This window comes from Streptomyces sp. NPDC016851 (assembly GCF_055562795.1).
The window spans coordinates 127,682-143,590 of record NZ_JBVHEP010000013.1 but is presented as its reverse complement, the minus strand read 5'-3'; the positions used below and the strand labels follow the sequence as shown (position 1 = coordinate 143,590).

General features: G+C 71.5%; 10 protein-coding genes. 4 read left to right on the top strand and 6 right to left on the bottom strand.

The window, feature by feature from the left end:
• Positions 1-44: 44 nt before the first annotated feature.
• Both ACZ3I3_RS22125 and ACZ3I3_RS22120 read left to right on the top strand, forming a co-directional pair.
• Complete coding sequence (locus ACZ3I3_RS22125) at positions 45-1,742, top strand: hypothetical protein (RefSeq protein ID WP_467367550.1); 1,698 nt, start codon at positions 45-47, stop codon at positions 1,740-1,742.
• Positions 1,743-1,782: 40 nt separating this feature from the next.
• Positions 1,783-2,853 (top strand): RICIN domain-containing protein, encoded by a 1,071-nt coding sequence (locus ACZ3I3_RS22120; protein ID WP_467367548.1) that lies wholly within the window; start codon positions 1,783-1,785, stop codon positions 2,851-2,853.
• A gap of 13 nt (positions 2,854-2,866) precedes the next feature.
• Here the strand turns inward: ACZ3I3_RS22120 and ACZ3I3_RS22115 are convergent, their stop codons facing one another.
• The 4 genes from ACZ3I3_RS22115 to ACZ3I3_RS22100 are packed head-to-tail and all read right to left on the bottom strand — an operon-like array spanning position 2,867 to position 8,351.
• Positions 2,867-3,868: an ABC transporter ATP-binding protein gene (locus ACZ3I3_RS22115; RefSeq protein ID WP_467367546.1), complete on the bottom strand. Its 1,002-nt coding sequence runs from the start codon at positions 3,866-3,868 to the stop codon at positions 2,867-2,869.
• Complete coding sequence (locus ACZ3I3_RS22110; RefSeq protein WP_467367544.1) at positions 3,861-5,855, bottom strand: dipeptide/oligopeptide/nickel ABC transporter permease/ATP-binding protein; 1,995 nt, start codon at positions 5,853-5,855, stop codon at positions 3,861-3,863. The genes ACZ3I3_RS22115 and ACZ3I3_RS22110 overlap by 8 nt, the downstream gene beginning before the upstream one ends.
• Positions 5,856-5,869: 14 nt before the next feature.
• On the bottom strand, positions 5,870-6,796 hold the full coding sequence (locus ACZ3I3_RS22105) for an ABC transporter permease (protein WP_467367543.1): 927 nt from the start codon (positions 6,794-6,796) through the stop codon (positions 5,870-5,872).
• Between the two features lie 13 nt (positions 6,797-6,809).
• Positions 6,810-8,351, bottom strand: a complete 1,542-nt coding sequence (locus ACZ3I3_RS22100) for an ABC transporter substrate-binding protein (protein ID WP_467367541.1) — start codon at positions 8,349-8,351, stop codon at positions 6,810-6,812.
• A gap of 236 nt (positions 8,352-8,587) precedes the next feature.
• On the opposite strand from ACZ3I3_RS22100, the gene ACZ3I3_RS22095 reads away from it, so the two are divergent.
• On the top strand, positions 8,588-11,749 hold the full coding sequence (locus tag ACZ3I3_RS22095) for an RICIN domain-containing protein (RefSeq protein WP_467367539.1): 3,162 nt from the start codon (positions 8,588-8,590) through the stop codon (positions 11,747-11,749).
• 67 nt (positions 11,750-11,816) lie between these two features.
• Here ACZ3I3_RS22095 and ACZ3I3_RS22090 read toward each other — a convergent pair whose 3' ends face one another.
• Positions 11,817-13,262, bottom strand: a complete 1,446-nt coding sequence (locus ACZ3I3_RS22090) for a glyceraldehyde-3-phosphate dehydrogenase (protein WP_467367537.1) — start codon at positions 13,260-13,262, stop codon at positions 11,817-11,819.
• Positions 13,263-13,431: 169 nt separating this feature from the next.
• On the opposite strand from ACZ3I3_RS22090, the gene ACZ3I3_RS22085 reads away from it, so the two are divergent.
• Complete coding sequence (locus ACZ3I3_RS22085; protein WP_467367535.1) at positions 13,432-14,334, top strand: hypothetical protein; 903 nt, start codon at positions 13,432-13,434, stop codon at positions 14,332-14,334.
• A gap of 38 nt (positions 14,335-14,372) precedes the next feature.
• Here the strand turns inward: ACZ3I3_RS22085 and ACZ3I3_RS22080 are convergent, their stop codons facing one another.
• Positions 14,373-15,812, bottom strand: a complete 1,440-nt coding sequence (locus ACZ3I3_RS22080; RefSeq protein ID WP_467367533.1) for a CitMHS family transporter — start codon at positions 15,810-15,812, stop codon at positions 14,373-14,375.
• Between the last annotated feature and the right edge of the window lie 97 nt (positions 15,813-15,909).

Below are 15,909 nucleotides of genomic sequence, written 5' to 3'. Positions count from 1 at the left end.
AACCGCTATTCTCACGGCTCCCGGCCGCTTTCCAGGAGAAACCCATGGGCGACTATTACGACCTCGGCCCGCACAGCCGTTCCGTCACGACCTCCTCCGCCGAGGCCCACCTCTGGTTCGACCGCGGTCTGGTATGGACGTACGCCTTCCACCACGAGGAGGCCGTCGCCTGCTTCGAAAAGGCGGCCGAGGCCGATCCTGAGTGCGCGATGGTCTATTGGGGCATCGCCTACGCGCTGGGCCCGAACTACAACAAGCCCTGGGAATTCTTCGAGGGCGAGGAACTGGCGCGGACGGTGGAACGTACGCACGCCGCAGTGGAACGAGCCCATGAGAAGGCCGTCCGGGCCACCCCGGTCGAACAGGCTCTGATCGGCGCGCTACGGGCCCGCTACCCGCAGCCGGAGGCCGTCGAGGACTGCTCGGTGTGGAACGAGCCGTACGCCGACGCCATGCGCGCGGTATACGAACTGGCGCCCGGCGACCCGGACATCGCCACCCTGTACGCCGACGCCCTGATGAACCTCACCCCCTGGCAGCTGTGGGACCTGACGACCGGGCAGCCTGCCGAGGGGGCACGGACCCTGGAGGCCAAGGCGGTGCTGGACGGCGCGCTCGGGACCGACGCCGGTGCACGCCACCCCGGTGTGCTGCACCTCTACATCCACCTGATGGAGATGTCCCCGGCACCGGAACAGGCCCTCACCGTCGCCGACCGGCTGCGCGGCATCGTGCCCGACGCCGGGCACCTGCTCCACATGCCCTCGCACCTCGACGTCCTGTGCGGGGACTACCGCCAGGTCGTCGCGGCCAACAGCGCCGCGATCGCCGCCGACGAGAAGTACCACCGGCGGGCCGGCGCCATGAACTTCTACACCCTCTACCGGGCGCACAACTACCACTTCAAGATCTACGGCGCCATGTTCCTCGGCCAGTCACAGGTCGCCCTCGACACCGCCGCCCAGCTCGAAGCCGCCATCCCGGAAGACCTGCTCCGTGTGCAGAGCCCCCCGATGGCCGACTGGCTGGAGGGCTTCCTCGCCATGCGCGTCCACGTACTGATCCGCTTCGGCCGCTGGGCCGACATCCTGGACCTGCCCGCCCCCGCCGACCCGGAGCTCTACGCGATGACGACCGCCATGCGCCACTACGCTCGCGGCGTCGCCCTCTCGGCCACCGGCGAGGTCGCCCGGGCGGAGGCCGAACGGGAGCTGTTCCGCGCGGCGGTGAGCCGGGTGCCCGAGACGCGGATGCTGTTCAACAACACCTGCCGCGACATCCTCGCCGTCGCGGCGGCCATGCTGGACGGAGAGCTCGAATACCGCAGGGGCAACCACGACCTCGCCTTCGCCGCCCTGGAGCGGTCCATCGAGCTGGACGACGGCCTCCCCTACGACGAGCCCTGGGGCTGGATGCAGCCCACCCGCCACGCCTACGGTGCCCTGCTGCTGGAACAGGGCCGGGTGACGGAGGCCGAGGCGGTCTACCGCGCGGACCTGGGCCTCGACGACACCCTGCCCCGCCCCCTCCAGCACCCCGGCAACGTCTGGTCCCTGCACGGCTTCCACGAGTGCCTGCTCCGGACGGGCAAGACCGCCGAGGCGGCCCTCGTGGCCCAGCAGCTGAAGATGGCGACCGCGCTGGCCGACGTCCCGATCCAGGCGTCGTGCTTCTGCCGCCTGGACACGGAGCCGCCCGGCCCTCAGCCGGGCGACGGGTGTTGCCACGACATCGACTCCTGAACCGACCGGGGCGTCCGAAACCTACGGGGCGGCACGGGGATTGGCAGAATCCCGGATTGTCCGTCGCCCGGGGCGGGACGAGGAACCGGCGACCTACCGCCAGTTGGAGGCGAACGCGGAACGGCGCGGGGACGTGCTCGCGCGCAGCACCGTGGCCGACGCGCTGCGCCGGGACTCGCTGCCGCGTGCGGAGGTGGTCGCCGGGTTCGTCCGCGCGTGCGGGAGGGGTGAGGACACCGACACGTGGCTGGAGGGCAGAGACCGGCTGGCCGCCGCCGAACCGCCGCCGCGGGCGGAGGACGGGCCGAAGACCGACGGTGAAGGCCCGCGGCCCGACGGTGAAGGGCCGACGCCGGCCGACGAAGGGGTGGCGGCCGAGGGGACGCCGGAACACTCCGCCCTGTCAACAGCCGAGATCCTGGCCGCGAACTCGGCCCCGGTCGCCGGCCGAGTCCGAAACCGACGAACCCTCGCCGCCACCGCCACCGCCGGGCTGCTGCTCGCCGTTGTGGGAGCGTGGGCGCTGCTGCCCGGCGAGGAGGGCGGCCGGGACCCGGCGGCGCGTGGGGCCGGGGTCGCAGCGGGCCTCGCTTCCTCCTCGGCGTCCACCCACACCACCGGCATCGACGGCCCGGAACCAGGCCGATCCAGGATCCGGCCCGCCCTGGCACCGACGCTGTGCGTCACCGAGGGCCACGACCGCAAGGGGCGCTACCGAAGCCAGGTCGCCGTCCAGCGTCCCTGTGCCGACGCCACACCACCGGACCGCTCACTGGTGTCGGTCGGCAACACGGGCTCGTACTACATCCAATGGCGCCACCCGGTGTACGGCGACGGCTGTCTCACCGCGCTCGGTAGCGGGCATGTCGTCGAGGGACTGCTCGAACCCTGGCCCTGGGAAAGCTGCTCGGCGGACCGCACCAGCCGGCACTTCTTCTTCGAACCCCTTGACGGGGCCGAGGGGGCCAAGGGGAACCGGATTCACGTCGTGCAGAACGGGATGTGTCTCGGCGTCAACGGCGCCGACGACCGTGCGGCGGGAGCCGAGATCGCCCAGCAGCGCTGCACGGGGTCACGGGACCAGGAGTTCCTGGTGGGTCCCGTCGGCTGACGAGGAACCGCCCTCACACAGCAACCGGTGGTGTCTCCTCCAGAGGGAAGTGGCACGCCGCACCGTGCACGGAACCCGGGGGCGGCGGCGCGGGGACCTCCTCGGCGCACAGGTCCCGTACCTGCCGGCACCGGGTCCGGAAGCGGCACCCGGACGGTGGGTCGGCCGGGGAGGGGATCTCACCGGTGAGCAGGATGCGCTGCCGCTTGCGTCCGCCGCCGGCCGCGGGGGAGGGGGCCGCCGACAGCAGCGCCTCCGTGTACGGGTGGCGTGGCCGCTCGTAGACCTCCTCCGTCGGGCCGGTTTCCATGATCTTGCCCAGGTACATCACGGCGACCCGGTCGGCGAGGTGCCGCACCACGGACAGGTCGTGCGAGATGAACACGTACGACAGACCCAGCTCGTCCCGCAGGTCGCACAGGAGGTTGAGCACCTGCGCCTGCACCGACAGATCCAGCGCGGAGACGGGTTCGTCACAGACGATCACCTCCGGCTCCAGCGCCAGGGCGCGGGCGATCCCGATCCGTTGCCGCTGTCCTCCGGAGAACTCGTGCGGGTGACGGCTCGCGTCCGACGCGCGCAGGCCCACCATCTCCAGCAGCTCGGCCACGCGGGCCGCCCGCTTCGAGGCGGGGACGAGACCGCGGTGGGTCAGCCAGGGCTCGCCGATCAGCTCCCCCGCGCACAGACGGGGGTTGAGCGAACCGAACGGGTCCTGGAACACCATCTGCACCTTCCGGCGCCAGGCGAGCAGCTCCGCACCCGACAACGTGAAGGGGTCGACTCCGTCGTACCGCACGGTGCCCGCGTCGGGGCGTTCGAGTCGCAGGAGGACCCTGGCCAGCGTGGACTTGCCGCAGCCGGACTCGCCGACCAGGCCCAGGGTTTCGCCGCGCCCCAGGGTCAGGTCCACCCCGTCCAGTGCCCGCAGGCGGGTACCGCCTCGCACGGTCCGCCGGACCGTGAAGCTCTTGGCCAGCCCGGTGGCCTCCAGCAGTGGCCCTTGGTCAGGCATCGGCCAGCTCCTTCCCGAAGTGGCAGGCGGCGGCCCGGCCGGCCGCGGTGGCAGTCAGCGCCGGACGGTGGGTGGCGCAGCGCTCCCGGGCCATGGGACAGCGCGTACGGAAGGCGCAGCCGGCCGGCACCGCGCCCGGGTCCGGCGGGCTCCCCGGGATGGAGCTCAGCCGGGAGCCCCGGTGCTGCTCGGCCGGTACGGACGCCAACAGGCCCTGCGTGTAGGGATGGTGGGGCTTGCCGAACACCTCGGCGACCGGCCCGGTCTCCACCACCGTCCCGGCGTACATGACGGCGACCCGGTCCGCGTGCTCGGCGGCGAGCCCGAGGTCGTGCGTGATGAGGACGAGCGCCGTCCGCTGTTCGCCGCGCAACTCGCGCAGGAGGTCCATGATCTGCGCCTGCACGGTGACGTCCAGTGCCGTCGTGGGCTCGTCGGCGATCAGGACCTTGGGCCGCAGTGCGACGGCCGTCGCGATCAGCAGGCGCTGACGCATCCCGCCCGAGAACTGGTGCGGATAGGCGTCCGCCCGGGAGCGGGCCTCCGGGATGCCCACGCGTTCCATCAGCTCCACCGCCCTGGCCTTCGCCGCACGCCGGGACAGGCCCTCGTGGATGCGGAACGGCTCGGCGAGCTGGGTGCCGACCGTGAGAACGGGGTTGAGCGCGCTGAGCGCGTCCTGGAAGACCATGGCCACACCGGGGCCGGCCAGCCGGCGTCTGGCCCGTGTGCCGAGCCCGAGCAGGTCCTCGCCGTCGAGGCGCACCTGCCCGCCCACCACCTCCGCGACCGGGTCGAGCAGACCGGCGACGGCGTGGGCGGTCATGCTCTTGCCGCAGCCCGACTCGCCCAGCAGCGCCAGCGTCTCGCCCGACCGTACGGAGAAGCCGACCCGGCGGACGACGTGGACGGGCCCGGCCGGGGTGTGGACGTCGACGGACAGGTCGTCCACGACCAGGACGTCGGCCGCTGTCGACTGTCCGGTGCCGGTGGGACGGCTGCCGCCGGGAGCGGCGGCCGTGTCGGGCTCGGCGACGGCAGAGCCACGCGGTGCCGGGCGAGACCACCGAGTACGCCACCCACTCCGCCGAACCCCCTCCCGCCACCGCTGCCCCGGGTCGGTCGTCATCCGGGCCCAGGAGGCGAGCACGGTCGCCGAGACGGTCGTGAGGACGATCGCGAGCCCCGGGAAGAACGCGATCCACCACGCGCTCTGCAACTCCTGCCGCCCCTGGGCCACCATCAACCCCCAGCTCACGTCGGGCGGTTGGATGCCGATGCCCAGGAAGCTCAGGGACGACTCGGCCAGCATCACGAAGCAGAAGTCGAGCGCGGCGACGGTGAGCAGCGTCGGCAGCACACTCGGCGCGACATGCCGCCGGATGGTCGCCCAACCGCCGGTGCCGAACGTACGGGCCGCGTCCACGAACAGCCGGCTGCGCAGCTCCGCCGCCTCGGCCCGGGCCGTGCGCAGATACACGGGGATCCGGGCGACGGCCAGCACCAGCACGATGCTCGCCGCACTCGGAGAGAAGACGTACAGCACCACCACGGCCAGCAGCAAGGAGGGGAAGCTGAGGATCACGTCGGCCACCCGCAGCGACACGCTCTCGCGCCAACCGCCGTGATACCCCGCCCACATGCCCCACACCGAGCCGATGAGCAGCGAGCACAGCACGGCCGGCACCGCCACCGCCAGTGTCGTCCCGGCCGCGGTCAGCAGCCGCGCCGCGACGGGCCGGCCGAGGGAGTCGCTGCCGAGAACGAACGCCCAGCCGTGGTCGAGACTGAAGGGGGGCCGGCCCGGGGCGCGCAGGTTCTGCCGGGTCGCCAGGTCCTCGGCCAGCAGCGGTCCCAGGACGGCGCACAGCGCGACCAGGACCAGGACGAGGGCCGCCGCGCAGGCGAACCGGTCCCGGAGCAGCAGGGTGAACCACCGGCGCCGAACGGGCGCGGTACCCGCCTCGGGTGTGGCTTTCTGAAGCATGTCCCGTCCTTGGCTCATGCCGCCGCCCGCTGCCGTACCCGCGGGTCGAGCAGCGCGTGGCAGAGGTCGACCAGGATGTTGAGGGCGAAGATCGCCAGAGCAGTCAGGAGCACCGCCGCCTGAAGCACCGCGAAGTCACGCTGGAGCACCGAGTCGATCATGAGTTTGCCGATGCCGGGCCAGCCGAAGATCGTCTCGACGACGACGGCCCCGTTGACCAGCCCCACCGCCAGATCGCCCGCGACGGTCAGCGCCGGTGCGGCCGCGTTGCGCAGGGCGTGCCCGAAGACCACCCGGGGTTCGGAAGCCCCCTTGGCGCGCGCCACCTTCACGTACGGGGCGGACAGCGCGGAGACCATGGCGCCCCGCACCACCTGGACCAGCACGCCGAACGGCCGGATCAGCAGCGTGGCCACGGGCAGCACCCACGCCGCCGCGCCGCTCGTGCCCGAGGTGGGAAGCCAGCCCAGCGTGACCGCGAAGACCAGCACGCCCATGATGGCGATCCAGAAGTCGGGGACGCTGGCCGCCGTGGACGAGAGGAAGCTCGCGATCCGGTCGGTCGCCGAGTTCGGGCGGTAGGCCGCCAGGCTGCCGATGATCACGGCGCCGACGAGGGCGAGCAGCATCGTCCAGCCGGCGAGTTGGAGGGTGGCGGGGAAGGCCCGCAGGACGGCCTCGCCGGCGGGCTGGGCGGTGCGCAGCGACTCGCCGAAGTCGAGGTGGGTGACCTGGGCGAGGTAGTCACCGAACTGGCTGATCAGCGGGTCGTCCAGGCCGTTGCGGGCGGCGAACTCGGCCCGCATCTCGGGCGTCGCGCTCAGCGGCAGATACAGATTGGCGGGGTCGCCGGTGAGGCGGGCCAGGAAGAACACGCCGAGCACCACCACGAGGAGTGGGACGACGCTGGAGACCGCGCGGCGGCGCAACAGGGTCAGCACGTGATGTCCTCCCTCAGTCCGCGCGCCGCATGTCGGCGAGCCGCATCTCGTCGTTGGTGGACGGGTCGGGCCGGTAGCGGACCTTGGGGGAGAGGGCCAGCAGTCCGGTCATGTTGGCCATGACGGCGTCCCGTACGACCTTGTCGTTCTGATGGGTGAACGCGTCCGCGAACGCCTGCTGCCGTTTCCCGCCCGAGGCGAGTTCGGCCCGTTCGATGAGCGTGTCCAGCGTGTCGGTGCCGTAGCTGCTCTGGGCGCCCTCGCTGCCGTAGATCTGCGCCATCGTGAACGCGGCGTCCCCCGCCTGGTTGCCGTGCTGCGCCTGGAGCAGGGTGGGGCCGGTGTCGCCGGCGGGGAAGGGGCGCAGGAGGTACTCCAGCCAGGCGTTGACGTCGAGCATCTTGATCCTCACCTTCAACCCGGCCTTGATCAGGCCGTCCTGGACGACCTCCATCGCCTCGGCGGCCTTCGGGTAGATGCCGTTGCGGCCGATGATGGTGAGCGTGGTGTCGGTGCGGACTCCGTCGGCGCGGGCCTCGGCGACGAGCTTCCGGGCGCGTTCCGGGTCGTAGGGCCACGGCCGCAGTCGCGGGTTGTGGCCGGTGACGCCCTTCGCCACGAGCTGACCGGTGGGCCGGCCGGCGAAGACCGCCGTGACCAGACCCTCCCGGTCGATGGCGTAGTTGACGGCCTGCCGGATCCGGATGTCGTTCAGGGGCGGCTTGGTGGCGTCCATCCGCAGGTACGAGACCTCGTTGGTGGCGAACTCGACGGCCCGGTCGCCCGCCCCGTCCTCGGGCGCGAGGCCGATCGCGACATCCGCCTCGTCGTTCGTCACCATCGCGGCGCGCACACTGCCCTCGGCGCGCCAGACATAGGTGGCGGCCTTGAAGTCGGGGGGCTTGCCCCAGTAGCCGGGGAAGCGCTTGAGCCGCAGGTACCGGCCCTGGTTCCACTCGTCGATCCGGTAGGGGCCCGTGCCGACCGGCTCGCGCACGCGGGAATCCGGATCGGTGCTCGTCGGCACGATCTCGACGAAGGACAGGCGCAGCGGCAGGATCGGGTCGGGCTTCGCCGTGGTGACCCGGAGCGTCGTGTCGTCGACGGGCGTGGCGGTGACCTCGCTGTCCGCGAAGATGTAGCCGTCGACGTTGCAGTCGATCCCCGAGTCCGTGGCGCGCTTGACGGAGAACGCGGCCGCTGCCGCCGTGAACGGCGAACCGTCGTGGAAGGTGACGCCCCTGCGGAGGGTGAAGGTCCACGAAGTGGCCGAATCCCTGGTCCACTTGGTGGCGAGGGCGGGTTCCAGGCGTCCGGTGGACGGTTCGCGCTCGGTGAGTGCCTCCGTGATGTTGGCGCGTGTCACCCGGCCCGTCGCGGTCAGCGAGGCGTCACACGGTTCGAGCGTCGGAGGTTCCTCGGGAAGGACGATGCGCAGGGTGTCGGGGCCACCGCCGATGGGGTCGGCCCCGGCCACCGAGCAGCCGGAGACGGCGAGCAGGACGGCGAGGGACGCGACGATCGTACGACTGCGGGATAAGCCTGAACCGGTCACTGCGCCTGCCGCGTTCACTACGCCTCCCGCGTTCGCTCGCGTACACAACAGAGAACGTCGTTTAGATATGTGGACGATCTGTGGGCGATCATTATTGGGCGGGCGAGGCGGAGCGCGTCAAGGGGTGTGCGTCGGTTCTCAACTCGCCTTACCTCTTGACGTGTTGATTGCCGTCCTAAAACATTCGGGAAACTCGATTGGTTCTGCGCGGTTCTGTTAGATCTCGAAGGGAATTCATGTCCAGCAGACATCGCCCCGCCCGGGCACTGGCGGTCGGCATCCCCCTGGTCCTCGGTGCGGGACTCATGACCGCACCCCCTGCCGCTGCCGCCGAACCGCCCGGCAGCGCGGTGACGGTACGGGTCGACCCGTCCTACCGGCAGCAGGAGTTCGAAGGGTGGGGGACCAGCCTCGTCTGGTTCGCCAACATCACCGGCCGCTACCCGGAACCCATCCGGCAGAAGCTCGCCGACATGCTCTTCGGTGAGGACGGCCTCCGCCTCAACATCGCGCGCTACAACATCGGCGGCGGCAATGCCCCGGACGTCCGCAAGGACTACATGAAGACCGGCGCGACGATGGACGGCTTCTGGAAGGCCCCCGAGGGCACCACCAGGGAGGACACCGACTGGTGGAACCCCGACGACCCCGACCACTGGGACTGGTCCGCCGACCCGGGCCAGCGCTGGTGGGTGGACCGCGTCAAGAAGAAGGTCACCCGCTGGGAGGCGTTCAGCAACTCCCCGCCCTGGTTCCAGACCGTCAGCGGCTACGTCTCGGGCGGCTTCGACGCCAACACCGACCAGATACGGCCCGACCGCGTCGACGACTTCGCCACCTACCTGGTCAAGGTGACCGAGCAGCTGGAGAAGAAGCACCGCATCAAGTTCGACACGATCGCCCCGCTCAACGAGCCCAACACCAACTACTGGGGCACCCAGATCGGCCCCGACGGACAGCCCACCGGCGGCCGCCAGGAGGGCGCGCACGCCGGCCCGGAGCTCCAGCAGAAGGTCGTCCTGGCCCTGCACCGCGCACTGGAGAAGTCGAGGACCCGAGCGACGATCTCCGCCATGGACGAGACCAACCCGAGCACCTTCGTCCGCAACTGGAACGCCTACGACAGCTCCGCCCGCGCCGCCGTCGACCAGCTCAACGTGCACACGTACGGCACCGGCATGCGCACCAGCGCCCGGGACAGCGCCAAGGCCGCGGACAAGCCGTTCTGGATGAGCGAGGTCGAGGGCACCTGGGGGACCGGCACCGACTTCACCGGCATGGAACCGGGGCTCGGCATCGCCACCCGGGTCGTCGAGGACATCCGTGAACTGGAGCCGTCCGCCTGGGTGTTGTGGCAGCCCGTCGAGGACTCCATCCCCCAGGCAGCGGCCGGCAAGAACTGGGGCAGCATCCACATCCCGTTCAACTGCACCGCGAAGGACACCCTGGAGACCTGCCCGATCCGGGCCAACACCAAGTTCCACACCCTGCGCAACTTCACCCACCACATCCGGCCCGGCGACCACTTCGTCAAGGCCGACGACCCCTCCAGCGTCGCCGCCGTACGCAAGTCCGGCCGCGGGGCGACCGTCGTGCACGTCAACAACGGCACGACCCCGCGCGCCGTCACCCTGGACCTCTCGCGGTTCAAGCGCGTCGCCCCCGGGGCCACCGTCACGCCCGTGGTGACCAGCGCCGGCGGAGCACTCGTCCACGGCACACCGGTGAAGGTGAAGGACGACTCCGCCACGGTCACCGTCCCGGCCAAGTCGGTCACCAGCCTCCTGGTCGACGGCGTGTCCGGCACCGCCGAGGACGCCGCGCTCGTCCAGCCCGGCCACGTCTACCGCCTCCAGGGAGCCCAGAGCGGCAAGTCCCTGGCCCCGTCCGCCGACGGCAAGGGCGTCGTCGTCCGTACGGCCGGCCAGGGCGCCAAGTCCCAGCTGTGGTCCGTGAAGAAGCTGACCCGCGGGGACGGCAACCGTGATCGCTACGCCCTCGTGAACGCGGAGACGGGCGGCCGTCTCGCCGTACGGAACGACGACGCCGTCCTGGAGGACGCCGACACCCCGGCCGCGCAGTGGATCATGTCGACCACCGGGGACGGCACCTGGACCTTCGTCAACGCCGCCACGGGCCGGCTGCTCGATGTCGTCGGACAGTCGACGGCGGACGGCGCCCGCGTGTCGGCCCTCCTCCCCACCTCTACCGCGAGCCAGCGCTGGGCCGTGACCGACGAGACGGTGCTGCGTACCGAGCCGGCCAAGGCGTTCACCGTCCCCGGCCGCGCGCCCGAACTGCCCGGCACCGTGACGCCCGTCTTCCGGGACGGCGCCCGGGGCGCCCTCCCCGTGCGGTGGACGCTGCCCTCCGAGGCACGCTGGAGCAAGCCCGGGACGGTACGGGTGAAGGGCAGGGCGACCGACGCCCTCGGACGGACCGTCCGCGCCGAGGCCGTCGTCACCGTGGACACCATCGCCTCCACCCTCCCGGCCCGCGCCAAGACCTACACCGGCGGACGGCCCGGCCTGCCCGCCACCGTCACCGGCGTCGGACGGCACGGCGGCACCGTCGAACTCCCCGTCACCTGGGACCCCGCACCCGACGGCGCGTTCGACGACGCCGGAGTGGTGACCCTGCGCGGCACCGCCCACGTCCCCGGCGGCACCGAGGCGGCGGCGACCGTACGCGTCCAGGTCACCGCGCCCCGGGAGAAGAACGCCGCGCCCGACGAGGGCGTCACGGTCGGCGCGACCTACACCGAGAGCGGGTACTCCGCCGAGGGCCTGCGCAACGGCAACACGTCCGAGAAGGCCTGGTCGAACTGGAGGTCCGGCACGAAGAACCCGTCCGACACCATCACCTTCACCCTGCCCGAGGCGCGCGATCTGACCCGGGTCGTGACCCACTTCCACCGCGACGGCAGCAACGTCAGCTTCGCGGAGTCCCTCAAGGTGCAGGTGCGCGGGGCCGACGGCACCTGGACCGACGCGAGCGACACCGTGCCCGTCGGCACCGAGGGCACACCCGTCGCCGACGTCCCGGTACGCGCCTCCGGGCCGGTGACCGGGGTGCGCGTGGTCATGACGGCCCGGCCGGGCGGCTACCTCACCCTCGGGGAGATCGAGCTGTTCGCCAGGACACCCGGAGCCTCCGCGGACGCCGCCGCCGCGTCGGTCGAGGTGGACGGCGTGGCGATCGGCGACTTCGACCCGGAGCGGACCGGCTACCGCGTCAGCACCGACCGCCCGGACCGGGCGAAGGTCACCGCCACGCCGCGCGACCCGTACGCGGACGTGTCCGTCCGCAAGGAGTCGTCACGCCTGGCCGTCGTCACCGTGAACAGCGAGGACGGCTCGAAGACACGGCAGTACCGGATCGAGCTGACCCGCTCCTGACGCATGAGAACGCGGGGCGTGCCAGCCGGACACGCCCCGCGTGGTCCTCAGGGATCAGGCGGAGGGCTCAGACCGCCGGAGCCGGGTACGTCGGGTACTCCACCCCGGACACGTGCTGCACGACACGGATGACCTGGCAGGAGTAGCCGAACTCGTTGTCGTACCAGAGGTAGAGGATGGCGTTGTCGCCCTCGACCTTGGTGGCGCCGGCGTCGACGATCGAGGCGTGGCGCGAGCCGATGAAGTCGCTGGAGACCGCGTCAGGGGCGCTGATGAAGTCGATCTGGCGCTTCAGCGGCGAGGTCAGCGACACCTCGCGCAGGTAGTCGAGGACCTCCTGGCGGGTGGTCTCGCGCGCGAGCTGGAGGTTGAGGATCGCGATGGAGACGTCCGGCACCGGGACCCGGATGGAGCTACCGGTGATCTTCGCCTTGAGTTCGGGCAGCGCCTTGGCGACGGCGGAGGCGGCACCCGTCTCGGTGATGACCATGTTGAGCGGCGCGCTGCGGCCCCGGCGCTCGGACTTGTGGTAGTTGTCCAGCAGGTTCTGGTCGTTGGTGAACGAGTGGACGGTCTCCACGTGCCCGCGCTGGACCCCGAACTCGTCGTCCATCGCCTTCAGCGGCGGCACTATCGCGTTCGTCGTGCAGGACGCGCAGGACAGGATCTGCTCGTCCGGCTTGATGGTGTCGTGGTTGACGCCGTGCACGATGTTCGGGACGTCGCCCTTGCCGGGCGCGGTCAGCACGACCTTGTCGATGCCCGGGCGCAGGTGCTCGGACAGGCCCGCGCGGTCGCGCCACTTGCCGGTGTTGTCGATGAGGATGGCGTCCTTGATGCCGTACGCCGTGTAGTCGATCTCCGACGGGTCGTTCGCGTAGATGACCTTGATCGCGTTGCCGTTGGCGACGATCGTGCTGTTCGCCTCGTCGACGGTGATCGTGCCCTGGAACTGGCCGTGGATGGAGTCGCGGCGCAGTAGCGAGGCGCGCTTGACGATGTCCTGCTCCCCACCGCCGCGCACGACGATGGCCCGCAGCCGCAGACCGTTGCCCGAACCGGACTTCTCGATCAGCAGCCGGGCCACGAGCCGGCCGATGCGGCCGAAGCCGTAGAGGACGACGTCCCGGCCCTCGCGGCGCTCGATCTTGTTGGCTCCCGTGGCACCGGCGACGGCCTCGGCGGTGAACTCCGCGACCGACAGACCGCGGTCGTCCTCGCGGTACGTCGCGGCGAGCATGCCGATGTCGATCTGGGACGGCCCGAGGTCGAGCTCGGCCAGGGTCTGCAGGAACGGCAGCGTCTCGGTGACCGAGAGCTCCGCGCCGGCGATCTGGCGGGCGAACCGGTGGGTCTTGAGGATGCTGACCACCGACTTGTTCACCAGGGAGCGGCTGTGCAGCAGGACGGTCACGTCCCGCTCCCGGTGCAGCTTCCCGATGATCGGGATCATCGACTCCGCGATCTCCTCGCGGTTCTTCCAGTTGGTGAACGAGTCGTCGTTGACAGTCACAGATCCATCTTTCGAGCTAGGCGGCGCTCATATGTTAAACCGTCGATTTCCGGATCATGAACGGGGTACCTCCAGAGCGTTCCTCCCTGCCGGAATGCCGCGCTCCGCGAGCCCCTCGCGGTCTCGCCTGGGATGATCGGAACAGCGCCTCCATGCGAAAGGGACGCTCATGGACTTCGACGCTGTGGCCGACGAGCTGTACGCCCTGCGACCGGAGGAGTTCACGGCCGCCCGCTCATCGGCCGTGGCCGCCGCCCGCACGGCCGGCGACCGTGAACTCGCCGACCGGATCGGCGCGTTGCGCAAACCCAGCCTCGCCGCTTGGGCCAGCAACCTCCTGGTCCGCAGCCGGCCCGGCGACGTCGAGCCCCTGCTCCGCCTGGGCGAAGGACTGCGGCAGGCCCACCAGTCGCTGGACCGCACCCAGCTGCGCGAACTGAGCCGGCAGCAGCACGCGCTCATCCGCGCCCTGTCCGCTCAGGCCCGGCAGCTCGCCGTGGAAGCCGGACATCCGATCGGCGAAGGCGTGCTGCGCGAGGTCGAGAACACCCTGCACGCCGTCCTGGCCGACCCCGAGGCCGCCGAGGCGTGGGCGAGCGGCCGGCTGGCCAAGCCGCTCAGTGCCGCCGTCGGCTTCCCGGCCGCCGCGGGGAGCGCCGTCAAGGAGAGGGCCGTCCCGGACAGCGCCCCGACGCAGCGCCGCCCGTCCGCCGCGTCTGCCCCCTCCCGTCCGGACCGGAAGGCCGGCGAGCAACAGCGGCGACGGCTGGCGCAGGCCCGCCGGGAGGCCGAGGCCGCCGACCGGGAACTGCGGGCGCTGAAGGACGAGGCGGCGGCCGCCGGCCAGGCCGCACACGAGGCGAAACAGCAGGTGGACCGCCTCCAGCAGCGCGTCGACGAACTCAGCGAGGAGCTGGCCCGCACCAGGGAGGAGCACCAGCAGGCCCGCTTCGCCGAGCGGTCGGCCCGGGAGCGGGCGCGCACGGCCGACCGCCGCGTCCGCGAGGCGGACCGCAAAGCGGCGACGGCCGCCGCCCAGCTCGACCGTCTGACCTCGTCGGCGGACCGGTAGACGGCCGGTTTCCCCCCAGGGGGCGTGCCGATCCTCCGTCAGAGGGAGAGCGCGCCGGTCAGGACGGCGGCGGCGGTCATCACGAGCGTGGTGGCGAAGGCCCAGCGGAAGATGAAGCGCTGGTGCTCGCCGAGCTGGACGCCGCTCATGCCGACCAGGATGAACGTGGCTGCGGTGAGCGGGCTGAGCGGGAAACCCGTCGTCATCTGGCCGAGGATGGCGGCCCGGGCGACCTCCGCCGGGTCGGAGCCGAAGCCGTGGGCCGTCTCGGCGAGGACGGGCAGGACGCCGAAGTAGTAGGCGTCCGGGGTGAAGACGAGACTCAGCGGCATGCCCGTGACGGCCACGAGAACCGGCAGATGGCCGCCGAGGGAGTCCGGTATCACGGACACGAGCGCCTCGGCCATGTCGTCGATCATCCCGGTCCCGGTGAGGACCCCCGTGAACACACCGGCCGCGAAGATCATGATCGTCACGAGCACGACGTTCTTCGCGTGCCGGTCGAGCAGCGCCTGCTGCTGTTCCCACGTGGGGTGGTTGACCAGGAGCGCCACCGCGAACCCGAGGACGAACAGCACCGGCAGCGGCATGACCTCCAGGATCAGCGCCACGACGAGCACGACGGTCAGCAGCAGGTTGAAGAGCGCCAGCCAGCGCGGCGTGGGCGCGGCGACCCGGACGGCGCCCGGCCCGTCACCGGGGGTGGGGGGCCTCGCGGGAGCCGGTTCGTCGCCGGGCGCGGGGGGCCTCGAGGGAACCAGCCCGTCATCGGGCGCCGGGGCCGTAGCGGCGGCTGTCGGCTCACCAGGAGCCGTAGCGGCAAGCGGCTCGCCGACGGCGGCCTCCGTGCCCGGCCCGGTGAGAGCGCCGAGCCGCCGCCGCTCCCGGCGGCCGATCAGCCAGGACGCCACCAGGACCCACGCGATCCCGAACCCCATCGCGGGCAGCACGGGCGTGAAGACGTCCGAACTCTCCAGCTTCAGCGCCGCCATGGCCCGCACCGTCGGCCCGCCCCAGGGAATCATGTTCATCACGCCCGCCCCCAGGCAGACGACCCCGGACAGCACCAGCGGACTCATGCCCAGCTTCCGGTAGACGGGCAGCAGCGCGGAGACGGTGATGAGGAACGTGGAGGCCCCGTCCCCGTCCAGGGCCACGCACAGAGTGAGGACGGCCGTGGCGACGGTGACGCGCAGCGGATCGCCCTTGGCCAGCCGGAGCAGACCGCGGATCAGCGGATCGAACAGACCCCTGTCCACCATGAGGCTGAAGTAGAGCACGGCGAAGGCGATCATGATGCCGGTCGGGGCCACTTTCGACAGCCCGTCGAGCACCATCCCGCCCAACTCGCCCGCGTCTCCGCCCGCCAGTGCCGCGAGCACCGGAAGCACCACGAGCGCGACCAGCACCGAGACCCGTTTGGTCATGGTGAGCAACAGGAACAGGGCGATCGTGGCGAAGCCCAGGGCTGCCGGCATGGTGGCTCGCTTTCTCGGGTCGCGGTTCCCGGCGCGGAGAGCGGAGTGGGGCGGGGCGGACGGGGATAGCCGAGAGTGTCCGAGCCCCGGATGATCC